The organism is Paramuribaculum intestinale (assembly GCF_030759015.1).
GTDB classification, from domain to species: domain Bacteria; phylum Bacteroidota; class Bacteroidia; order Bacteroidales; family Muribaculaceae; genus Paramuribaculum; species Paramuribaculum intestinale.
This window is the reverse complement of sequence record NZ_CP098825.1, coordinates 1,725,052-1,748,216: the sequence shown is the minus strand read 5'-3', so window position 1 is coordinate 1,748,216 and position 23,165 is coordinate 1,725,052. Positions and strand designations below refer to the sequence as shown.

The following is a 23,165-nucleotide window of genomic DNA, read 5'->3' as shown; positions in this document are numbered from 1 at the left end:
TCTGCGGGCGTCAATGTCCGTCTGCGCCTCCTGCATCTGGTTCATGAGCCGGCCTGTGTGCCGTGGTCATGGATGGTGCGGGAGGCGTCGGTTTTTGCCGGCCGGTCGCCAACCACATATTCGTGATAGTAGGCCAGCAGCAGGGTGGTCATCGGCAAGGCTATTATCATGCCGATGATCCCCATCAGCGATCCCCACACCGACAGCGACAGCAGTATGATGGCCGGATTCAGCCCCATGGCATGACCCATGATTTTGGGCGTCAGCACGTAGTCGCAGATGCATTGGCTGACCACATACACCAGTATGCACTGGCCTAATTCGGGCCAGAACTGGGCTGTGCCGGTCATGGAATCGATCAGACATACAAGTGCCACCGGAATCAGAGTGATATACTGGAAATAGGGTATCAGGTAAAGAACTCCGACCAGAATCCCGAGGACTATCGCAAGCGGTATGCCTACTATGGAGAAGCCTATGCAATAGAACACAGCCGCACACAGAGCTATCAGCGCCTGACTGCGGAAGTAGCGGTTCATGCTGTCCTTTATGTCGTCGCACACTTTATAGGCCACGCTGCGGTAGCGTTTCGGCACGAGCATCCTGAAACCCGACATGAGTGAGTTGTAATCGATCATTATGAAGATCACATAGATGAATGTCAGAAGCCATTCGAGAGTGTGGAGCAGAAAGTCGATTGTCGACGCTATGAATGTTGTCCCCGAACTCAGCAACGACTCCATCTGGATGCTTTTGAGTATGTCGGTCATGTCGATCGAACTGATCCATCTCCGCAGCGGACCGGCGATATTCTCGGGAACAAACGGTACGGCCACGTTGCTCGTCTGACTGTTTTTGATCAGTTCGCCGATCTGGTCTATCTCACTTAACACCGACGGCATGATAAAATACCACAGAAGGCCTATCACGACCGTCACCTCAAGAAGCGTCAGCGCTACGGCAATGACACGTCCCTTGAGCCGAAGCCGACGCCGGTGAAGTTCCACAAGCGGTTCGAGCAGATAGGCTATCAGGCAGGCCAGGCAGAATGGCAGCAGCACGTTGCGCAGCTTGTTGATCATCCACACCGCGCCGGCAAGCATTGCCAGACCGGCCAGTATTCTGACCACACGGTCGAATGTGAACGGGCGTGATGTGTTCATGTTTATGGTGGATTGTGGATGATTTTTATAGCTGAAACGGTCTCCCGGATGAAATGTATGGTGCCGGCGGCATGGCTGGCAGAATCATCTCTGCCGCATTGGGTTCATCAGCCGCCTCTTCAGTCATCATCGTCGTCGTGATGGTGGTGGCGTTTATAGTATTTCTTATACTTCTTGTGGTGTTTCTTGTGTTTTTTGTGATGATGTCCGTCATCATCGAAGTCATAGCGGTAGTCATGTTCCATACCCCAGTGTGTGCGTATGGTGCCGCATCCTCCTGCGCTCACTGCCACGAGTGCTACGATGATCATGCATAATATTCTCCTTGGCGATAGACGGCGTTTCATATCTGTTGTTTATGGAGTGTGTTTGTATTATGACCTATTAACATCGCTCGGCGGTCAAATGTTTGCCGATAGATCATGTAATGTTTCGGGCTGCATGATAGTCGGCATGATGGTCTACATGATGCGGCCATGCATTTGTGCAGGAATCCGATTGGACGGCCATAAAAAAAATTGATTGTCATCGCGACAATCAATCTTTGTTAACCTTAAATCTAATACCATGAAAAACACGTTGCAAATTTAATGGGTTTTCGCTGTTTGTCCAAGAAAAACTGCAAGAAATATCGCCTCTTTTAACTTTATTTTAAGTAAATCGCCGATTTTGCTTGCGAAAACAAAGCAAATTACGTTAAAAAACTACTGTTTGGTAGCAATATGCAATAAATTGAGGCCGCGGCGCCGATATGGCGATCCGCGGCCTCGTTAACGTTTGTTAGCGCGGTGGATCAGTAGCGTTGACCCGTTGAGTAGAAGCGTAGTATGCGTCGGCGCAATACCGATTCGTATTTGGCCTGCACGGCGTCGCTTACGGCGCGTATATAGGCGGTCTTGGCCTGTTCGAATTCGGTGGCGTTGGCCTTGCCGTAATTGTATTTTTCGCGAATGGCCTCCAGAGCGGCGTGTGTCGATGTTTCGGCCGTGCGGCTTGCTTCGCGGCGTTTGTCGGCTGCTATGGCCTGGGTATGGGCCTGGGTGATGTTCTTAAGCAGGCGGTTGCGGCTGTCGCTGAGCTGCAGGCGTGCGGAGATCTCCTGCAGGCGTGCGCGGCGCACCGAATTGCGGGTCGAGAAGCCGTCGAAGATAGGGATGCTCAGTGAGAATCCGAGCGATTTGCTCAGGTTGTGGCGCATCTGTGCTCCGAAATTTTCGTTGACGTAACCTGATGTCTTGTAGTAGCTGCTGCCTATGCCGGCGCTGAACGACAGCGACGGAAGCCACCCGCTCTGCGCCACCTTCACATACTTGCCTGAGGCTTCCACTCCTGCGCGTGCGGCTGCTATGGAATGGTTGATGCGCAGCGCCGATTCATACACTTCGGTGGGCGAGGGGAGCCGGTCATCGACCGGATCCGTGGTGAGCGGGGCAATGTCGAATCCGTCGGTCGAGGGAAGTTCAAGCAGCTGCGCGAGGTCGAGCATGGCTATGTCAAGATTGTTGAGCGCAGTCACGGCCGACACTTCGTCCTGAGCGAGCTGCGACTCGGCCTGCAGAAGATCCACTTCGGGTATCTTGCCGGCTGCAAGCAGCTCCTTGCGCCGCTCAAGCTCCACTTTCGACAGACGTACCTGTTCGAGAGCCACACCGTGGAGCTCACGGCAGTAGAGCGCCTGAAGATACTGGGCTATGACATTGAGCGTGATGTCGTCCTTGGTCTCTTCGAGCTGTTCGAGAGTCTGCACCATCGACGAGCGTGCATAGTCGAGATTTCTTACATTGCGCAGTCCTTGGAAGAGGGGCAGACTCAGCCCCACGTTCCAGCCGAAATTGGACGTGTTACGGCTCGCGTAGGTGTTCTCTGCTGTGAGCGAGCGTCCGAATCCCCACGATTGGTTGGCTCCTGCCTGCACCTGCGGCAGGAAGCGGTCCTTGGCTTCGGTCACACCCAGTTCACCCTGCTCGGCGCTTATCTGCCGGCTTTTCACCGTGAGGTTGTGGGCTATGGCGTAGCTGATGCAGCTGTCGAGACTCCATGTTTCGGCACCGGCTGTCAGCGCGGTCGCCAGTGTTATTGCGGTCAGTATTGATTTCGAAAGTTTCATAATGCTGATGTCATTGTCGGGATCATACACACATAATAATTCAGCCTACTGGTCAGTCTTTTATGGCGTCGCCGCGCACTTTCACAAGACTGTCTATGCCCTCTTTCACCTCTATGTTGATGCCGTCGGACGATCCGGTCATTATCGGGCGGCGTTCGAACTGCTGACCCGAAGTGCTGTCGGTAAGCACGTAGACAAATGTGCTGTCACCGGCAAACTCCACTACGCCTTCAGGCACGGTCAGCACTTTGTCGAGTCGGCTCAGGATGACGGTGGCGTTGGCGCTGTAGCCGGCGCGCAGACCGCTGACGCTGTCAATGTCGAGCGCGGCTTTGATCTCAAAGGTGTTGGCTCCGTTCTCCTCCACTCCTTTCGGGGCGATGTATTCGATTACAGCTTTGGGCGACAGTTCGGGAAGGGCGCCAACGGCGATGGTCATAGGCATTCCCACTGCGAGAAGCCCTACTTCGGTTTCGTCGACCTTGCCTTTGAATATCAGATTGTTCATGTCGGCAATGGTGGCTACGGTGGTTCCGTCGTTGAATGTGTTGGCCTGGATCACGGATGATCCCACCTTGACCGGCACGTCAAGTATCAGTCCGTCTATGGTGGCTCTGACCATAGTGTTGCTCTCCGATGCGTTGTATTTAGACACACCGTCGCGCACGATCATGTAGGCGTCGTTGGCGGCATCCACTTCGCGTGCGGCCTGTTTCCAGCTGGTTTCAGAGGTTTCGAACTCCTCGCGCGATATTATTTTCTTGTCAAAAAGAGTCTTGTTGCGCTCATATTTGGCGGTGGCGTCTTCGAGAGCTATCTTGGCGTTCTCCACTCTCGACTGGGCGGAGCTGAGCGATGATGCTTCGGGTATCACCTTGATGCGGGCTATCACGTCGCCGGCATGCACCATGTCGCCCGGTTCCACGTTGATTTCGCTTATAATGCCCGATATCTGCGGTTTTATGTCGATCTCGTCGCGAGGCTCGATCTTTCCGGTAAGCACCGTTGTGCGTTCGATACTCGTGTCGGTCGGACTTACGAGCGCGTAAGTGGTCACCTTAGGCTTGGAGTTGAGGAAGAGAAATACAAATGTGCCTATGAAAACAATGGCTATCACTACCCATAGCACAATCTTGAAAAACTTTTTCATATCTTGTCGTTTATAGTTTTATTATCATTTTATGTTGCTGATAAGTCAGGCATTGACTATCTGTCGCGCATGGCTTCGATCGGTTTTATACGCATGGCCTTTATCGACGGGATGAGTCCGGCGCACGTGCCCAGGATCAGGAACACCGTCATTATGGTCATCGCATGTGAGAAGTGGAGCTGGAAGTTGGCGCTTCCGAGCGTCGGGTCGTAGGTGGCGTAGTCGACGCCGAACAGCACCATCGTGGCGAAGCATATTCCGGCAATGCCTGATATGGCCGTGAGCACGAGGCCTTCGGAAAGCACCTGTATGATTATGTCGCGGGGTTTGGCGCCGATGGCGCGGCGTATGCCTATCTCCTGCGTGCGCTCCTTGACAATGATCCACATGATGTTGCCCACGCCGATTATTCCGGCTATGAGAGTGCCGGCACCCACAAACAGGGAGAGAATGCTCACGCCGAGAAACAGATTGTTGACCATCCTGAACTGCTCGGCCAGATTCATCATGCCCAGAGCGGGAGTGTCGTCGGGGTGGATGGGATGACTGATGCGTATGGCGCGTTTTATGGCGGGGAGCACGTCGGCCGGATCCATGCCGTCGTTGACGGTGAACGCGAAGAATCCGACTGAATTGCCGAGATTGAACGCGCGTATCATTGTGGTGTTGGGGAGTATCACCGAATCGTCAAGACGTGTGCCTATGGAGGCTTCCGACATCTGTCCGATCACTCCCACAACCTGAAAGTAGACCCCTTTGACGTTGATATACCGTCCGAGAGGATCCGAGGTGCCGAACAGTTCGTTGGCGAGATTGCGTCCGATCAGAGCCACTTTACGCAGTCCGTAGGTGTCGCTTTCGTTGAGCAGCCGGCCGCTGTATATCACCGGGGTCATGATCTTGAAATAGTCAGATTCCACACCGGTGACGTTCGACGACTTCTGCTTGGTTCCGTAGGCCACGGTGCCGCCGTTGTTGAGCACACCCGACGATGCTTTGATCCCTTTGGCGAGCCGGCGTATGTTGGCCAGGTCGCTCTCGGTCATGTCCCATCTCATGCCCTTGTTGAATCCTTTGTAGCTGATGGTGGTGCGGCCGGGGAATATCACGCCCATATTGGTGTCGAAACCGTTGAGGTTGCGCATCAGCAGGCCTTTCAGGCCACCGGCGCCGCCCCAGAGCATGGCAAGCATGGCAGTGCCCCAGAAAATGCCGAATGCGGTCAGGAATGTGCGTGTCTTGTTGCGGGCGAGCGTGGCGCCTATCTCGCGCCAGTTCTCTATGTCGAATATCGGATTTTTCATAATGTGTCATTCATCTCTTAAGGCTTCCACCGGTTTGACTTTGGTCGCTTTCAGCGCCGGAAACAGTCCGGCAAGCGCGCCGGCCATCACAAGCACTATAGTCACTTCAATAGCTATGCTGATGTCGATAGTGGGGTTGCGCATGAAGTCGCTCGAACCGAAAGCCATGTCTACAAGCTGCATCACTGTCATCCCCAAAAACACACCTATGTAGCCGAACAAGGCGGTGATGGCGACGCTCTCGAGCACCACCTGCAGCAGCACCGAGCGGGGTTTGGCGCCGATGGCGCGGCGTATGCCTATCTCATGGGTGCGCTCACGCACGCTGACAAACATTATGTTGCTCACACCCACGATGCCGCTCAGAAGGGTGAAGATGCCTATGATCCATATCGACATGTTGAGGATCGAGAAGCTCTGGCTTTCGCGTAGATAGGAGCTGAAGCGGTTGTGCATGTATAGTGCTGATTCGTCGCTCTCGTCGTAGTCGTGGGCGCGCGCCAGACTGCGGCGCACCTCTGACGTGGCACGGTCGGCATCCTCCATTGTCTTCATGCCCTTGAGTTTCACCTGAAGGTTGCTTACCTTGCCGTCGGTGCCTCCGATGGCCATGGCTGTAGTGAACGGGATGTACACGTCGCTGAGCCATTCATGGTCGTAGACGCCGGTCACAAGCCATGACAGGCCGAATGCGTTGACCCGCTGTCCGACAGCTTTTTCAGCATCGCCGAAAAGTGTCTTGGCGTCATCGGTGCCTATCACCATCACTTTGCGCAGCGAGCGCAGGTCGGCGTCGTTTATAAAGCGTCCGTAGAGCATCGGTATCCGATACATCTCCTGCTCGGCCGGATACACCCCTTCGGGCGATTTCGATATGTGGTCGGTGACCGAGGCTATATCCGTGGAGCCAAGATATTTATATGAGGCGACACTTTCAACCAGGTCGGGATTGTCGGCTTTAAGACGCTCTATGTCGTCGACATCAGGGGTGATCCATCTGCCCTCTTTGAAACCTTTGTAGGGCTTGGATGTGACGCCCGAGTAAACGTTTAGGCGTTTCGAACGGTCGCCCGAAGTACGTTCGGCAAAGGAGTTGGTCACGCCTCTTGCCATACCGAGCAGTATGATGAGCATGAATATGCCCCATGTCACTGCAAATCCGGTCAGGAATGTGCGCAGTTTGTTGTTGCGCATGGCCTGGCCTATTTCTCTGATAAGATCCAACATCTCGGAAGCGTGTTTATGAAGGTTGGATTATGCCGTCGGCTATGCGTATGACGCGGCCGGTTGCCTGACCGACACCGGGGTCGTGGGTTACGATCACGATGGTCATCCCTTCGGAGTTGAGGTCGCGGAACACCTGCATCACGTCTTTCGACGTCTTTGAGTCGAGGGCGCCCGTAGGCTCGTCGGCAAGTATTATCGACGGATTCGTGATGAGCGACCGGGCTATGGCCACGCGCTGTTTCTGTCCGCCCGACAGTTCGCCCGGAAGATGATGTGCCCGGTCGGCAAGCCCCATGCGTTCGAGCTGTTCCATCGCCATGGCATTGCGTTTTTTGCGGCTCACTCCCTGATAGAAAAGCGGAAGAGCCACGTTTTCAAGAGCGTTTTTATAGCCGATGAGGTTGAACGACTGGAACACGAAGCCTATCATGCGGTTGCGCAGTTCGGCGGCTCGGTTCTCGCTCAGGTTTTTTATTAAAACTCCGTCGAGATGATATTCGCCGGTGTCGTATGTATCGAGTATGCCGAGTATGTTGAGCAGTGTCGATTTGCCAGAGCCTGACGCTCCCATGATCGACACCAGCTCACCTTTGTCTATTTCGAGATTGATGCCTTTCAGCACGTGCAGAGGCACTGCGCCGGGATAGGTCTTGTTGATGTCTTTTAGTCCGATTATCATTGCGATGGTGTTGCCTTGTGTTTTGTCTTTTTTAATGATTACGCCTATTAGACGCAATGCATGCAGTAAAAGTTACACACTATTCATTTTTTTTTCATGGAAGCAAAACCGACCGCCGGGTGAATAAGCAGTTATCCCGCATCGCCGGGCTTGAAGCCTCCGGCTGATGCGGGATGGTATATATATGACGTTGAATTGGAATAGCTATGGAGCGTGCATTCAGTCGCTATTACCCTTCAGGTTTCTGCCGGTGGCATGCACTGCGTTTGTCCCACGACGGTTTGGCGGGATCCTCGGCCACAAGCGCTTCATCAAGGTTGATGCCTAACGCCTGCGCGAGCATGGCGCCGTATTCCGGATCGGCATTGTGGCAGGCGCGCACGTGCCTCTGGCGGATGAAGAGCGGCACCTCCTTCATCTGTGCCGCGGTATTCCGGCAGGTGGCTTGCTTGTCGGCCTCGTTCATCAGGCGCCACAGTTTGCCGGGCTGGGTGTAGTAATCGTCGTCAAGTTCACGCTCGTCGTAGTCGTAGGCATCGCCATGCAGCGTCAGGGGCGGTTCCTTGCGCGAAGGTGTGTCGTGCCATTCGCCGAAGCTGTTGGGCTCGTAGACTGCAGTGTCGCCGTAGTTGCCGTCGGTGCGCATCTGTCCGTCGCGATGGTAGGAATGAACGGGGCATTTCGGACGGTTGACCGGTATCAGATTGTTGTTCACTCCGAGTCGGTATCGCTGTGCGTCGCCGTATGAAAACAGTCGTCCCTGCAGCATTTTGTCGGGGGAGAATCCAATGCCGTCGACTATATTGGCCGGATTGAAGGCGGCCTGCTCGATCTCGGCAAAGAAGTTTTCAGGATTGCGGTTCAGTTCGAGTATGCCTACATCTCTCAGGGGAAAATCTCCGTGATACCACACTTTTGTGAGATCAAACGGATTGATGTGGTAGCGTTCGGCCTCATCCTCGGTCATCAGCTGCACCTGCAGTTTCCATCGGGGGAATTCTCCGCGTTCTATGGCGTCGAAAAGATCACGCTGGTGTGATTCGCGATCCTTGGCTATGATGGCCTCGGCTTCCTCATCGGTCAGATTCTTTATGCCTTGGAGTGTGCGGAAGTGAAATTTTACCCACGTGCGTTTCCCCTCCTTGTTGATGAAGCTGTAAGTGTGGCTTCCGAAACCGTGCATGTGGCGGAATGAAGCCGGTATGCCGCGTGGCGACATCGTGATGGTGATCTGATGGAGAGCTTCCGGCAGGAGTGTCCAGAAGTCCCAATTGCTTGTCGGATTGCGCATCCCTGTGCGCGGATCGCGTTTTATCGCATGGTTCAGATCGGGAAATTTCAGCGGATCGCGCAGGAAAAACACCGGGGTGTTGTTGCCCACGAGGTCCCAGTTGCCCTCGTCGGTATAGAATTTCATGGCAAATCCGCGTATGTCGCGTTCGGCGTCGGCGGCACCGCGCTCTCCGGCCACTGTGGAAAATCTCACCAGGCAGGGCGTCTGTTTGCCGACTTCTGAGAATATCGAGGCGCGTGTATAGGCGGTGATGTCATCGGTCACTGTAAATGTGCCGAATGCGCCCGAGCCCTTGGCGTGCATACGACGTTCGGGTATCACTTCCCGGTCGAAATGGGCTATCTTTTCAAGATACCATGGATTGTGGGCAGTCATCGGGCCGCGCTGTCCGGCGGTGTTTACATTCTGGTTGTCGGCTATCGGGCGTCCGTTTTCAGAGGTCAGTCTTTTCTTGTCCATATAGTCACAGTATAGTTTTGATATGTAATTGTTCGGGGTAGTATAACGGACAGGGTTGCACAAAAGTTCGTAGGAACGCACTCCAAAAGTCATGGTGAGGCAATGTCAAGAGCAATCAAAAAAACATCAGAAAAAAAACATGATGGAATATTTGGAAATGCGAACAGGATGATATAACTTTGCGTTATAAAGATGAAGCGAGAGAGTTTCACAGTTCCTGCAACGGACTATTACATTTAATGGCATACCACATCAAAGTAGATTGGGAAACTCATCAATTACAAATGAAATGCCGAGACAAGCTTAGCCGTCCGATGGCGGGCCCCATCCCCTCCGGGGGAGGCTTTTATGCCCAGGCGGATTACAAAGGCCGGCGAGCTCTCAAATCCTGTCATCCGGAGTTTCATCGCATCCTTTGATGTGGCTCTTAAAGAAGCGGTGCTTCAATGCTGCGTAAAGCGTTGAAGCACCGCTTGATTTTTATCCGGATCTGTTTGATGAGAATTACTGTCTTTGCACTGACATAGCTGCCACAGTTGATTTTTGCGAGTTACTTATGACATATTGTCTTCTCCAAGGCCATAAGGTACGTACATGCCGAGGGATGATTGTGATTCAGCGGGGGCTGAAGGTGATGGTATCGCCCGGAAGATCGATGGTGATTGAGGGGTGAGAGGTGAGGGTGTCGACAGGGACGGAGTCGGCTGAAATACTTTTGATGGAATCAGATAAGTGCTTTCCAGCGTGATCCGGTGTCTGTTTGTGGCGTTTGGGACGCAGGAAATTAAACATGTTGTCGAAGTCGCGCTTGAACACCACGCCTACGCCCTGGGTGGTCAGCGCCGACCGCAGATAGTAGTTCCGGTCGTTGTAGCGGTTATAGGCTCTGAGGCGGAGAGTGCCGGTGCGGTTGAGCAGATACTCTATGTCGAAGTCGCCTATGAATGTATTGGAATTCATGGCTTTGTCGCGGTAGCCGAAATTGCCGTTGAGAAGCAGGCGGTTGTTGAGCAGATTGCTCGACAGCGCGAGATCCACCTCCACGTCGGAGAAGTCGCCACGGTCGGAGCGTATGTTGGGAGCTATGCTCCAGTTGTCGCTGAGCTGTCCGAGTATCGAACTGAGCTGCGACGATATGGTCGACGAAGCTACCGAGACAAACTCATTGCCCTTGGTGGCGTTCATGTAGTCGGGCGTATAGAAGCGGTTGAGAGCCAGCAGATAGATTATCTGACGGTTCATCATGTCTTCGGTGCTGACAATAGATCGGACCTTGCGGTAGGTGTCGGAGGTCAGTGTCGGGAATTCAAGATCAAATGATATGTCGGGGCTGCGCATATCTCCCGCCACGTTGAGAAGCGCGTGTACGGGCACGTTGGTGCGGTTGAGCTCCTTGTCCTGAAGAAACGATTCGTCGAGATCCGACAGGTTGGCGTTGAGCGAGTAGATGGCCTGTATGTCGAGCTGTGCGGCATAAGGATCGCCGTGGAATGTTATCGAAGATCCGTCGCGGATGGTGAAGTCCTTGATTATGATATCCTGAAGGGTGAAGTTGTAGTTGCCGCGTGTCAGGGTGTATGTGCCGAACATCCGCAGGTCTTCGTTGGCCGAGTCGTAGGTCATGCGCAGGTTGCCGTTGCCAAAAGCACGTATGCGGTCGCCGCCGACCGGATCCATAACCAGTGTGACCTGTGCCGACGGATTGACATCCACGGCTATGTTCATTTTGTAGATGCTGCCCGGGCCGTCGTCGTTGGAGCGTGCTATCCGCTCTTTAAGCTCTTTGACAATCTGTGGCGGACTTGTCAGGCGTTCGATTGAGTCCTTGCGATGCCGGTCGCGGTCGCGGAAGGTGATAAACCGGTAGTCGTAGGCCTGCTCTGCGTCGGAGAGTACGAAAGTGAAACTCGATCCCGGAGCCGTCGACATGTTTACGCCGATATCCACCACTCCCGGTTGTCCGCTGACGGTGGCAGAGCCGTTGCCGAATATGCGCCCGAACCATCGTTGTTCCTGTGTTTCGTGTACATCATAGACGAGCATGTCGCGGGCCTGTGTGATGCGGAACTGGAATTTTGGCCGTTTGAAGAATTCGTGGTCGAGGTAGCCGTTGAGCAGGGCGGTGTGTCCGCGGTCGTCGTGCAGGGTTATGTCATGCAGATCGATGTGGCCGGGAGTGAGTCGGACCGTGTCGGATTTTACATTGTAGAATGTGTTGGTGAAGTCAACCTTCATTCTGAAATCTTCCGCCAGTATGTCGCCGACCATATCGATATACTTGAAGCTTCCCCACAGACGCGCCTTGCCCGATGCATAGCCGCTCACCGACGATGTGAAGGCTTCCATGAAGGGGAGCATGAAGCCTACCTCTATGCGGTCGGCGTCGAAATGGAAGTCGAGGGAGTCAGCAAGCGGCATTATTCGCCCGTCGATGGTGGAGTGCCGGCCGTTGGGCTGATCGACTACGGCGTTGATTGCCACGGCGCGTGCGTCGGCAAGCCAGTGCGACCGTATGGTGGTGTTGCCCATTAGCGAATGGTTGTAGCTCAGACGATCCACGTAGAGGCCGTCGGTATAGAGTCTCGGCTCGGCCGAGAGCAGCGACGATGCGTGGAATGTACCGGTGGCTATGCCTCCGAACATGGCGGTGGGTATGTCGAGCGTTTCAAATACGTAGTCAAGATTGGCGTTGCGCAGATCTATCGTAAGGCTGTCGGCGGGGTCGTCGCTGACTTTGCCGTCGATGCGCAGGCTTTGTCCGGGGCGCGAAAGGCTTATGCCTTCGACGGTGTAGCTGCGGGGGGCGATACCGATTTTAGCTATGCCGATATTCCATATGGTGTCGTTGATGGTGATGTGGCCGGGGTTGATGTTTATATCGGCTGTAAGCGGCTGCCGCGACACTTTGGCCGATGATGTATGCTCGTCGTCAGGATGCCCCAGTAGAGTGTTGAAACTTACTTCGCCGCTGAAATCGGCTTCGCGGTCTATGCGCCATCCTATGCGCGAGTCGATAGAGTTGGTAATTGCATGGGCGTCGAGGCTGATCGTGGCTGTGCCTTTCTTTGTCGGAAAGGCGGTGGCGATGGCGAGTGTGCCGCGCGGCGACGAGCAGCTGTCGGCGCTGATGTCGATGTGGAGCGAAGTGTTTTCGAGCAATCGGTTTTTCTGTTGCAGATACGGTGCGTTTACGTCAAGCGCCATGTCGTGACGGTTGAGAGTGCCGTGGATCTCCACCGGATAGATTACGGCTATCGGCAGGGAAGCCGGCTGACCGATGGGGTCGGTGGTCTTCAGTTTTATGTCCAGAGTCAGAGAGTCGTTGGCCGCATACATGGTGTCGGCCATGGGTGTCGGGCTCTGAAACAGTGCCGGCAGCAGCGCGGCGGCGCTTTCGCGAAGTATGTGGGTGGCCGATCCTACAGTGAAATGTCCGTGGAGTGTCGCGTCGGCCATGTCAGAGACAAGGCGTATGGTGCGTTCGGTCGAATCTCGTTCGGCTTCAAGGCGTATGTTGGCTATGTCTATGTCGCGCGCGGTGGATCCGCCGAACGACAGACGGCTTATGTCGATATGACCGGTGATGTCGTCGATCCCGGTTCCTTCGAGATCCACGTCGGCGGTAAGCGATGCTATATGGCTTACGGGCAGTTTCAGATTCGGGATTGTCGATAGATCGACACGGCGCAGATCGGCTTGTGCGGTGAGCCGTGAGAAGGGGAATGTGGTGAGTGCTTCTATCTCGAAGTCGAGCGCGGGATTGTCCGATGATGCGGTGATTTCGAGGTCGGTGCCGTCAAAGGCGGCCTCAGCTGTCACATCGGTTATCGTCTGCCCGTTGTAGACCAGTTCGCTGATGCTGGCCTTTGTGCGGCCGGTCATCCTTTTGCCGCCTATCAGTGCCTCGGAGGTGACGGAAAAGCCGGCGTTGCCGATGGCCGCGATCCGCGGAGATGCTCCTTTGGTCAGCATGGCTCCATCGAAGTCTGCGCTTTCGATGGATGCGTTGAGAAGATACCCCTCTTTCACGCGCCGATAGTCCGCTCCAAGTTCCAGTGCTCCCGGGGCGAGGGTCACGGAGGCGGTCAGCCGGCCGTTGTCGGGGGTCAGGACTGCCTCTCCGAGAATGTTTACATTGCCGGCGTTGTGAAGCAGAGTGTCTGCATCATGGCTGAGCTGACGTCCGGTCAGCCGCTCGATAACATCAGTGGCGTCAGAGCCGTCAAGGCCGATGCTGAGGCGCTTTAGATCTGCTGATTTCAATCTGAGGTCAGGATGCATGGCGATTGATGCGTCAGTCCGTAGCCACAGGTGTCCGTCGTCCGATGTGAAATCAAGATCACTCACGTCGACATGCGACATAGTGCCGTGTATGCGTCCGGATATGTTGAATGTGACATCTCTGTCGGCAAGCGAGGGAACAAACGGGTTGAGTGTAGGCAGCGACAGGTGGCTCTCGGGAAGTATTTTCAGGTCTATGGGAACGGAGGCAGGATGTGTCTTCAGACCGGTATAGTCGAATGTGAAGTCGGCAATAGACAGCATCGACAGGGGAGTGGCTATGCTCAGTCCGGCGACTGACAATGATGAGGTGTCGGCGCAGACCTCCGCGTCAAGGCTTTCGAGTGCGAATCCCGAACGTTCGCTGAATGCCATGCGCCTTATCACGGCCTGATATTTGTCGTTCGATATGCGTGGCAGCCGCAGGTCGGCCCTGATGTCCGACAAGGCGATATGGTTGGGATCAAAGCGTCCCGAATCCGCGGGTGCGGCGGTGCTCACGTCATAGCGTAAGGCTGTCCTTCTGATTACTACCGTATTGATGCGCAGATCGTAAGGTCGAGGCTTGTGGGTGGTGTCGCGTGGCGAAAGTGCGTCGATCATGGGCTGTATGTTGAGCGGCGCTCCGGCAGAGTCGCGCTGAAGTCTTGCCTCAAGTCCGATGATTTCGGCATAGTTCACCTCCATGCGGCGCTTGAAAATCAAGCTCGTAAGATTGAGTCCGGCGCCGATATGATCGGCACAGATGGCTGTGTCGCCTTCGGCGTCGGTAATTGATACGCGTTTCAGTGTTATGCGGCTGAATGGAGCTATGTTGACGTTGCCTATGCCAACGTTCATGCCGAGCAGAGATGTGAGCTCATGTTCGGCAGTGGTGCGGATTGTGTTCTGCACCCGTGGGATCGAAAGTGCGATGAAAAGTCCTACCGGCACGGTCACAGCCAGTATAATAGCCACCATCACGATGGCTCTCAGTATTTTATAGATCCATTTCAATGCCTGTCGGAACGAAGTGCTGCTCTCGTCGGGAAGTGCATCTCGGGAGCGGCTGCAAAGTTACAAAAATTAAGCTTCTTGCCGAATGGAGATTTGTCGTTTTGAGCCTCTGTTTTGGCCAAAAAAGCATAAAACCGCCGGGATATGATCTGATCACATCGGATCGACATCGTAGTAGATCTGAGCCGAACGGATCGGACTGCCCGGCACGCTGTGCATCCGTTCGTAGAGATCGCGCAGTATTGTGCGCACTTTGGTCATGGATGCCTCTGTCTCGATCTTGAGCATTATCTTGCGGATATAGAGCTGCTGGATGCGTCCGACGTGTGGCTCTTCGGGACCGTACACACGGTTGCCGAACAGCTGCCGAAGGGCGTGGGTATATGCCACCGCTATGGAGTCGACTTCACGTGGGTCGCGGTGCTTGATGTAGATGTAGATGATGCGGGTGAATGGAGGATACAGAAATTTGCGGCGCTCCTCGATCTCGTAGCTGTAGAATCCGAGATAGTCATGGGAAGCCACGTAGGGCAATACCGGGTGAGCCGGCTGATACGACTGTATGATGACATGGCCCGGGGTGCCGCGGCGTCCGGCTCGTCCGGCCACCTGTTCCATCATGTTGAAGGCTCTCTCGGAGGCGCGGAAGTCGGGGACGTTGAGCAGGGCGTCGGCGCTGAGTATCACTACTGCAGATACGCCTGCGAAATCGAGTCCCTTTGTGACCATCTGCGTGCCGATCAGTATGTCAGCTTTCCTCCCCGAGAAATCGTTGATGATCTGCTGGTAGCTGTCCTTGCTGCGAGTGGTGTCGAGATCCATACGCAGGGTCGTGGCTCCTCCGAAGGCTGCTCCGACTTCGTCCTCCACACGTTCGGTGCCGAATCCGAGCACTTCGATGGCCGGTTCCTTGCAGGCCGGACACACTGTCGGCAGGGGATATTGCGATCCGCAGTAATGACACACAAGCCGGTCGATACGCTTGTGATAGGTGAGGGTGACATCGCAGTGCTCGCATTTCGGCGAGTAGCCGCAGCTGCTGCATTCGGCCACGGGCGCGAAGCCGCGGCGGTTTATAAACACTATGGCCTGTCCGCCGTTGGCTGTGGCATCGGCCACTGTACGCGAGGCGTCGGCCGACAACGGCCCTTTGACCTCGCCGCGAAGCCGGGCGCGTTTCATGTCGACGACGTTCACTTCCGGGAGAACCGCCGCGCCGTAGCGTTCTGTAAGTTCAACAAGCCCGAAGCGTCCGGTTGTGGCCTTGTAATATGTTTCGACCGACGGGGTGGCGCTTCCCAGAAGAGTCTTGGCGCCGTGCATTCTGGCAAGTACCATCGCAGTGTCGCGGGCGTTGTAGCGCGGTGCCGGATCCTGCTGTTTATAGCTTGTTTCGTGTTCTTCGTCGACGATCACAAGACCGAGCGGACCGAAAGGCAGCAGCACCGAAGAGCGGGCGCCGATCACCACGCACGGTTCGTCGGAACAGAGCAGGCGTTTCCAGATGTCTACGCGCTCGTTGTCGGTGAATTTCGAGTGATATATCACCACCTTGTCGCCGAAGACGCGTTGCAGCCGCTCGGTGAGCTGTGTGGTCAGCGCTATCTCCGGAACGAGGTACAACACCTGACGGCGCTGTCGGAGCACGAAGTCGATCAGATGGATGTAAAGCTCCGTCTTGCCGCTCGACGTGACGCCGCGCAGCAGAGTGACGTTTTTGTCGCGCCATGAGGCATGAATAGCGTTCAGGGCTTCCCGCTGGGGATCGCTGAGAGTCGGTAGCGATGCGGTCACGAGTCCGTTGTATCTGAATCGTCCGATCTCCTTCCGGTATATCTCCACAATGCCTTTCTGCTGTAGGGCCTTAAGGATCGGCAGATTGATGTCGGCTCGTTCGCATAGAGCCTTTACCGCTACTTCGCTGGGTTCGCCGCGCATGATTCCCGACATGTCGGTCAGTGCGAGAAGTGCGGCTTCCTGTCGGCGTGCCGACGCTACGGCATCGAAGGCGCGGTGGAGCGCTTCGGTATCGCCGTGGCCAAATGCCATACGCACGTATGTTTCGCGCCGTGGCGCGTAGCGTTCTACCAGTTTCTCGCTGACGGCTACAGCCTTCTTGTCGATCATGCGGCCTATCAGGGCATTCACGCCGGTGAATCCGGTCAGCTTCTCGATATCGGCTACGGTCAGCCGTTTGGCCGCATGGTCGAGCGTCTGAAGCACTATCACTTCACGTTCCGACAGCCTGGCCTTAGGATCTTCTTCGAAGTCAGGCACCGGCTCTACGTATGTTTCGCTCTCCACTTTGAGACCGGCCGGCAGAGCGGCCTTCATCACTTCGCCTACTGTTGCCAGGTAGTAGTCGGCAATCCAGTTCCACAGCTGGATCTGCGGTCGCTTTATGATCGGGGAGCCCGAATCGAGCACCGCCGCGATGGCTTTCAGTTCATATCCTTCAGGCTTGCGGTCGCTGACGGAATCGACTATGCCGGTGTAGAACTTGCGTCGGCCGAAAGGCACGATGACCCTCGCCCCGATACGCAGCTGCCGCTCCGCTTCGGGGGGCACCTCGTAAGTGAATCCACCCTGTAGCGGGAGCGGCAGTATGACTTGTGCGTAGGTCATCGGCGGTCGAGTCCGAGAGCGAAATAGCGCCAGAGCGGAGCCGCCATGAGAGCCTGTTTCATCCTGTCGGTTGAGAGCAGGGTCAGCAGTTCGTCGCGTGTCAGCAGGCGCACGTCGATATCCTCGTTGGCATCGAGATGTTGCTGTGATGTGTGCTCTACTCCGCGGGCTATATAGCAGTAGGTCAGATTATTCGTGACGCTCGGGTTGCCGGAGATTATGCATCCGAGTTCCCACTCTCCGCCGGTGTATCCGGTTTCCTCCTCAAGCTCGCGCCGCGCCGCGTCGAGCGGGGCCTCTCCCTCCTCTACCACACCGGCACACAGTTCTATCCCCACCTGTCCCAGACCGTGGCGATATTGCTCTACCATCACGTATCGGCCGTCGGCCGTAACAGCGATGACGTTGATCCACGAAGGGTATTCGAGCACGTAGAATTCGTCGTTGACACGGCCGTCGGGAAGTTCCACGGTGTCGCGCCGGGCTGTGAGCCACGGACGCCGGAACAGATATTCCGACGAGAGGGTCTTCCAGCACTTGCTGTCGTCAGTCTTGAGATTGTCCATCGGTGAGGGTTTAGCGGAGAGAACTGTTCAGACGATGGAGTTGCGGCGGATCCAGTCGACGAGTTCGTCGACTTTGGCGAATGCCATGCCGGTCACTGTGTCGGCGCAGCCATAGTACACGGCCATGCGGCCGGTGGGAGCGTCGACGAGGGCGGCGCAGGGGAATGTCACGTTGGGCACATCGCCTGTCAGCTCATAGATCTCGCGCGGAGAGATCAGATAGGGGGCGCTGCGGGCTATCACCTCCCACGGACGGTCGAGGTCGAGCAGAGCCGATCCGAAGGCGTAGACATAGCCGTTGCACGAGCGGAGCACGCCGTGATAGAGCAGCAGCCAGCCTTCGGATGTCTCGATGGGCACGGGGCCGGCGCCGATCTTCATGCACTGCCATGCGCTCTCTTCGAAGCGCGCGGGAGCCATCACGTGGCGGTGGTGTCCCCAGAATTCCATGTCGGGCGATTCGGAGTAGAAAATGTCGCCGAAGGCGGTGTGGCCGGTATCGCTCGGACGCGAGAGCATGGCATAACGGCCATTTATCTTGCGGGGGAACAGCACACCGTTGCGGTTGTAGGGCAGAAATGCGTTTTCAAGCTGGTGGAAGGTGCGGAAATCTTCGGTCCAGGCCACTCCGATAGTAGGGCCGTGATAACCGTTGCACCAGGTCACCCAGTAGCGGTCGTCGATATGCGCCACGCGCGGATCGTAGCCATATTCCCAGGCGGCTATTTCGGGATCGGCGCCGGTCAGCACCACGTCGGATTCGTCGATATGCCAGTTGATGCCGTCGTGGGAGAATCCCGGATGAATGCGCATACGACGGTTGGTGTCGTCGACTCTGAACACTCCGGCAAATTCCCATCCGTCGCGTCCATAGGGCACCACGGCCGAGTTGAAGATGCTGTTGGATGTCGGCAGAAGGTCGCGGGGTATCACGGGGTTGGCCGAGTAGCGCCACATGACGTGGTCGCATCCCTGCGGGCGGTCCTGCCATGGAATATTGGGGATGGCTTGTCCTTTGATTTCGAGTGCCATAATGTTTGATTTTGTGTATGTTCGTATTAAATTTATTCAAATCTGTAGGTGATGGTGCCGGTCTGTTCGACGGCGGCATCAAGATCAACTGAAAAACGCGAGCGCATGGCCGCTTGTTCACAGCTTCGCCGGGCTGCGGGCTGGGATGCGACGGGACCGGTGCCGGTGGCATACGATGCCGCAATGACATGGCCCTGGCGGTTGACGCGCACGGTGATGGTGATGGTGCCGGTCTGTGTGCCGGCCGGTTTTTCCCATGAAGAGAGCGTGCGTCCCTTGAGGTTTGTCCCAGGAGTGCCGCTCAATGCTCCTGACGATGCGTTGCCGTCGGGCGAGCCGGTGCTCCCTTTGGCCTGCGTCGATCCCGGCTTTGTGCCTCCGAAGCTCACCCGCGAATTGATGCGGTCGGCGGCTTCTTTCTGCTTGCGCTCTCTCTCCTGCTCCTCAAGCTCGGCCTGTGTCGGTCCGGTCTTCTCAGGCTTCGGTTTTCTTTTGGTCTTCATCGGCGACTCCTGCTCGCTGCTCACCACCGGTGCCGTTTCAGGCGCGGGAGTGCCGGTGTCGGTCAGATCGTCGGCTTCGGGAGCTGGCTGTTCGGCGGCCTCCGGCGCGGGTCGGGGATCGTTGAGCTCTGGCTGCGGTATGTCGCCGGCCATCACATATTCACCGGCAAGCAGCAACTCGGCGGAGTCGACCGGAGGCCACACCCGAGGCTCGTCGCCGTTGTAGCGCAGGCGTGCCGTGAGCAGGGCGAGAAGTATCAGCCCCACTGTGATCAGGGTGGCTGTCAGCGCTTCGATGCGTCGCCGGCGGTCATCGCGGTTCATGGGCGTGAGGGCTTGGCTGAGGAGGGCGCGGGCTTGGTGGCGAGCACCATCTTCAGGTTGTTTTGCGCGCCGAGTGTCAGCACGTCGATAACACGGCCGTAGGGCACGGCCGCATCGGCGTAGACGGCGATATACTGCAGGTCGGGCTGCTCTTTCATCACGAGCTGCAGGAAAGCCAGAAGCTGATCCTCGGCCACAGCCTGCGGTTCGCTGCCGTCAAACGATGCGTAGATCACCTGATCGGCGTCGATATACACCCTTGTCGAGGGTTTGAGCGGCGTCTGCTCCGAACTTTGCGGCAGAGTTATCTCAAGGGCGGTGGGAAACACGAATGTCGACGTCACCATGAAGAAGATAAGCAGCAGAAATATGACGTCGGTCATCGAGGCCATCGAGAATAGCGACGTCATGTCGTATTGACGCTTTAGTGCCATGGTCGGATTGTGGTCAGGAGGGTTCGTTGAGAAGGTCCATGAACTCCATGGTCTTCGCTTCCAGGACGTTCATGATGCCATTGATGCGTGCCACGAGATAGTTGTAGGCAAAGAGGGCTATGATACCCACCACCAGACCGGCCACGGTGGTGACGAGAGCCTCGTAGATGCCTCCGGCGAGCACGTCGATGTTGGCCGACGATCCTGCGCTGGCGAGGTTGTAGAACGCTTCGACCATGCCCATTACCGTGCCAAGAAAGCCTATCATCGGCGCGCCGGCCGCGGTGGTGGCGAGCCAGGGGAGTCCCTTGCCGAGGCGGGCCACTTCGATGTTGCCGGTGTTTTCGATCGCCACGAGCACGTCGTTCATCGGGCGTCCGATGCGGCTGATGCCTTTGTCGATTAGGCGGGCGTAGGGAGTGTCGGTCTGAGCGCACAGACGTCGTGCCGACTCAAGCTCGCCGTCGATTATATAGTCCTTGATGCGTTGCATGAACGATTTGTCCTCATGTGCGGCGCGGCGTATGGCTATGGCGCGCTCGAAGAACACGTAGATGGCCACCAGCGCCAGAAGCGCGAGAGGTATCATCACCAGTCCGCCCTCGATGCAGAGCTGCCACACCGAGAGGTCGGCGGCGGGTGCGGCGGCTTCGGCGCCCTGTGGCAGGGCTGTGGTGTCGGTCATTGCTATGGCTGTGGTGGCAGTGGTGTCGGCTATTGCCGCTGCGGTGGCCTGAATGGATGTAAGTATGCTCATTGGTCAGTCGGGATGTGGGTTGCTTTGAAGTCTGTTGTCATTCGGCCGGAGCTGCAGGACGCAGGCATTCGCGATAGGCGGCTATCGTGGCCGGAAGTCCGAGATAGAGAGCGTCGGATATCAGCGCGTGTCCTATCGACACTTCGTTGAGATAGGGCACTCTCTCGTGGAAAAACGCCAGGTTGGCGAGACTCAGGTCATGGCCGGCGTTGACGCCCAGGCCGCATCCGTGGGCGGCGCGGCTCGCTTCGACAAACGGAGCCACGGCGGCTTCACGGTCGGAGGCGTAGGCGTCGGCATAGGGCTTGGTGTATAGCTCCACGCGGTCGGCTCCGGTCTTGGCGGCGAGTTTTATGGCCTCGGGATCGGGATCCACGAAGATGGATGTGCGTATGCCTGCGTCGCGGAATTTCTCGACGGTCTCGGTGAGCATCTCCATATTGGCGCCTACGTCCCATCCGGCCGACGAGGTCAGGGCGTCGGGAGCATCGGGCACGAGCGTCACCTGCTCGGGCTTCACTGTCAGCACGAGCTTGATGAACTCGGCCGAAGGGTATCCCTCGATATTGAATTCGGTCTTCACCGCCGGACGAAGCTGTATGACGTCGCTGCGGCGTATGTGGCGCTCGTCGGGCCGCGGGTGCACGGTGATGCCGTTGACGCCGAGTTTCTCGCATTCGATGGCGAAGCGCACCACGTCGGGCATGTTCTCTCCGCGCGAGTTGCGCAGCGTCGCTACTTTGTTGATATTCACACTTAAGTTAGTCATTGCCATGGGCGTTGTTCCGTTGAGAAAAACATATTGCGCATCATAAGCGTTGGATTTACAGAGCAATGTCGGGAAATTTCTGTAAATTTGCACTTCGAAATGCGAACGCAAAAATAGTCAGAAATAATCATAATATAAAAAGTTTGGCCTCAAAAGATAATACGATACTTTGCAAAGATCCGTTTTTCAGCCTGTTGCAGCCCGATGATCCATCGACGTCGGCCGGCAGTGACCTGTCGGTGGTGTGCCGGCGCGACGACTACAGCGCCTCGCGCATAGCACGGGCCTGCGAGGACGTCGACGCGCAGCTGCTCGCCCTTTCGGTCGGCCGGCGCGGAGGTGATTGCGACGACGGCACTCTGCACGTAGATCTGCATATCGACCTGGCCGACGCCACCGCCGCAGCCCGGTCGCTTGAGCGCTACGGCTACAGGGTGGTGGATCTCCGCCACGAAGGGGGAGTTCCCGCGGCCGACGGACTTTCGGAGCGTATCGACGGACTGCTGGCGCTGCTCAATGTGTGAGCGCCGCCGACGTCGCCCGCGATAGATTTCCATCAGATACACAACCAATCCATATACCATATAGCCCAATGAAAATAGCCATATTCGGCAACTCCTATCAGGATGAGCACGCCGACGGACTGCGCCGGCTGTTCGGCGCGCTTGGCCGTGCCGAGGGAGTGACGCTGGCCATACAGCATGCCTACGCCGATTATCTCCGCACTGTGCTCGGCGACGCCATGCCTGTCGCCGAACTGTTTGATCCTACCTGCGATTTCAGCGCCGGCCTGGCCTTGAGCATCGGCGGCGACGGAACTTTTCTCCATACGGCATTTCACGTGGGCGACAAGCAGATACCTATAATGGGCATCAACACCGGACATCTCGGATATCTGTCGGCGGCTCCGCTGGCCAATGCCGGAGCCATCGTGGAGGCGGCCGTGAGCGGCGACTATCTGGTGGAGGCGCGCACCATGCTGTCGGTGAGCCGCTCCTCTGAGCCGGAGGCCGGGAACGGGGAGTGGCCTTGCGCGCTCAACGAGGTGGCGATACTCCGTCAGGCGTCGGCCTCGATGATAGCCGTCGACACTACGGTCGATTCGCAGCCGCTCGCCCGATACCTCTGCGACGGCCTTATTGTGGCTACCCCCACCGGAAGCACGGCCTACAACCTGTCGGCCGGAGGCCCCATACTGGCTCCCTCGGCGCCGAGCTGGGTGCTCACCCCCGTGGCGCCCCATTCGCTCAACATGCGCCCCATCGTGGTGGCCGATTCGGCAGTGGTGGAGGTGGAGCCGCATTCGCGTGCCGGATTCTTCACCCTGAGTATCGACGGCATGGTGTGGACGCTCCCCGAGGGAACGCGTCTGCGCATCGCCCGGTCGAAGTTCCACACCAATGTGGTGCGTCTGCGTGGCACCACCTTCACCGACTCTCTGCGCGAGAAACTCCTCTGGGGTGTGGCTCATCAGTAAGCCTCGGCCCGGATATCA

General features: G+C 56.5%; 18 protein-coding genes. 2 read left to right on the top strand and 16 right to left on the bottom strand.

Annotation, left to right across the window (positions count from 1 at the left end):
• Positions 1-41: 41 nt before the first annotated feature.
• The 16 genes from NF347_RS07790 to NF347_RS07715 all read right to left on the bottom strand — a co-directional run bounded on the left by NF347_RS07790 (position 42) and on the right by NF347_RS07715 (position 21,670).
• Positions 42-1,163: an AI-2E family transporter gene (locus NF347_RS07790; RefSeq protein WP_107036062.1), complete on the bottom strand. Its 1,122-nt coding sequence runs from the start codon at positions 1,161-1,163 to the stop codon at positions 42-44.
• 119 nt (positions 1,164-1,282) lie between these two features.
• Positions 1,283-1,510 carry a hypothetical protein gene (locus NF347_RS07785; protein ID WP_133165439.1) on the bottom strand — a complete coding sequence of 76 codons (228 nt, stop codon included), beginning with the start codon at positions 1,508-1,510 and terminating at the stop codon, positions 1,283-1,285.
• Positions 1,511-1,956: 446 nt separating this feature from the next.
• Entirely contained in the window at positions 1,957-3,270 is a 1,314-nt protein-coding gene (locus NF347_RS07780) for a TolC family protein (protein WP_133165440.1), read from the bottom strand.
• 52 nt (positions 3,271-3,322) lie between these two features.
• On the bottom strand, positions 3,323-4,420 hold the full coding sequence (locus NF347_RS07775; protein ID WP_107681412.1) for an efflux RND transporter periplasmic adaptor subunit: 1,098 nt from the start codon (positions 4,418-4,420) through the stop codon (positions 3,323-3,325).
• Between the two features lie 56 nt (positions 4,421-4,476).
• Positions 4,477-5,724, bottom strand: a complete 1,248-nt coding sequence (locus NF347_RS07770) for an ABC transporter permease (RefSeq protein WP_107036058.1) — start codon at positions 5,722-5,724, stop codon at positions 4,477-4,479.
• Positions 5,725-5,730: 6 nt separating this feature from the next.
• Entirely contained in the window at positions 5,731-6,951 is a 1,221-nt protein-coding gene (locus tag NF347_RS07765; protein ID WP_107036057.1) for an ABC transporter permease, read from the bottom strand.
• Between the two features lie 13 nt (positions 6,952-6,964).
• On the bottom strand, positions 6,965-7,627 hold the full coding sequence (locus NF347_RS07760) for an ABC transporter ATP-binding protein (protein ID WP_107036085.1): 663 nt from the start codon (positions 7,625-7,627) through the stop codon (positions 6,965-6,967).
• A 232-nt stretch (positions 7,628-7,859) separates the two neighbouring features.
• A complete protein-coding gene (locus NF347_RS07755) occupies positions 7,860-9,383 on the bottom strand; it encodes a catalase (RefSeq protein ID WP_107036056.1) in 1,524 nt (507 codons plus the stop codon).
• Between the two features lie 615 nt (positions 9,384-9,998).
• The gene (locus NF347_RS07750; RefSeq protein WP_107036055.1) at positions 9,999-14,660 is read right to left on the bottom strand and encodes a translocation/assembly module TamB domain-containing protein; all 4,662 of its coding nucleotides are present in this window, start codon (positions 14,658-14,660) and stop codon (positions 9,999-10,001) included.
• A gap of 153 nt (positions 14,661-14,813) precedes the next feature.
• Positions 14,814-17,285 (bottom strand): replication restart helicase PriA, encoded by a 2,472-nt coding sequence (gene priA, locus NF347_RS07745; protein ID WP_107036054.1) that lies wholly within the window; start codon positions 17,283-17,285, stop codon positions 14,814-14,816.
• Positions 17,282-17,851: an NUDIX hydrolase gene (locus tag NF347_RS07740; protein ID WP_107036053.1), complete on the bottom strand. Its 570-nt coding sequence runs from the start codon at positions 17,849-17,851 to the stop codon at positions 17,282-17,284. Before NF347_RS07740 ends, priA begins: the two co-directional genes overlap by 4 nt.
• Positions 17,852-17,878: 27 nt before the next feature.
• Positions 17,879-18,883, bottom strand: coding sequence for a glycoside hydrolase family 130 protein (locus NF347_RS07735; RefSeq protein ID WP_202613080.1), 1,005 nt, complete (start codon positions 18,881-18,883; stop codon positions 17,879-17,881).
• Positions 18,884-18,915: 32 nt separating this feature from the next.
• The gene (locus NF347_RS07730; RefSeq protein ID WP_107036051.1) at positions 18,916-19,710 is read right to left on the bottom strand and encodes a hypothetical protein; all 795 of its coding nucleotides are present in this window, start codon (positions 19,708-19,710) and stop codon (positions 18,916-18,918) included.
• Entirely contained in the window at positions 19,707-20,144 is a 438-nt protein-coding gene (locus NF347_RS07725; RefSeq protein WP_107036050.1) for an ExbD/TolR family protein, read from the bottom strand. Before NF347_RS07725 ends, NF347_RS07730 begins: the two co-directional genes overlap by 4 nt.
• A 13-nt stretch (positions 20,145-20,157) precedes the next feature.
• Positions 20,158-20,901 carry a MotA/TolQ/ExbB proton channel family protein gene (locus tag NF347_RS07720; RefSeq protein ID WP_107036049.1) on the bottom strand — a complete coding sequence of 248 codons (744 nt, stop codon included), beginning with the start codon at positions 20,899-20,901 and terminating at the stop codon, positions 20,158-20,160.
• Between the two features lie 37 nt (positions 20,902-20,938).
• Complete coding sequence (locus tag NF347_RS07715; RefSeq protein ID WP_107036084.1) at positions 20,939-21,670, bottom strand: pyridoxine 5'-phosphate synthase; 732 nt, start codon at positions 21,668-21,670, stop codon at positions 20,939-20,941.
• Positions 21,671-21,813: 143 nt separating this feature from the next.
• Here NF347_RS07715 and NF347_RS07710 point away from each other — a divergent pair, with 143 nt between their 5' ends.
• Positions 21,814-22,194 (top strand): hypothetical protein, encoded by a 381-nt coding sequence (locus NF347_RS07710; protein WP_133165441.1) that lies wholly within the window; start codon positions 21,814-21,816, stop codon positions 22,192-22,194.
• Positions 22,195-22,262: 68 nt separating this feature from the next.
• Positions 22,263-23,147: an NAD(+)/NADH kinase gene (locus tag NF347_RS07705; RefSeq protein ID WP_107036047.1), complete on the top strand. Its 885-nt coding sequence runs from the start codon at positions 22,263-22,265 to the stop codon at positions 23,145-23,147.
• Positions 23,148-23,165: the final 18 nt, after the last annotated feature.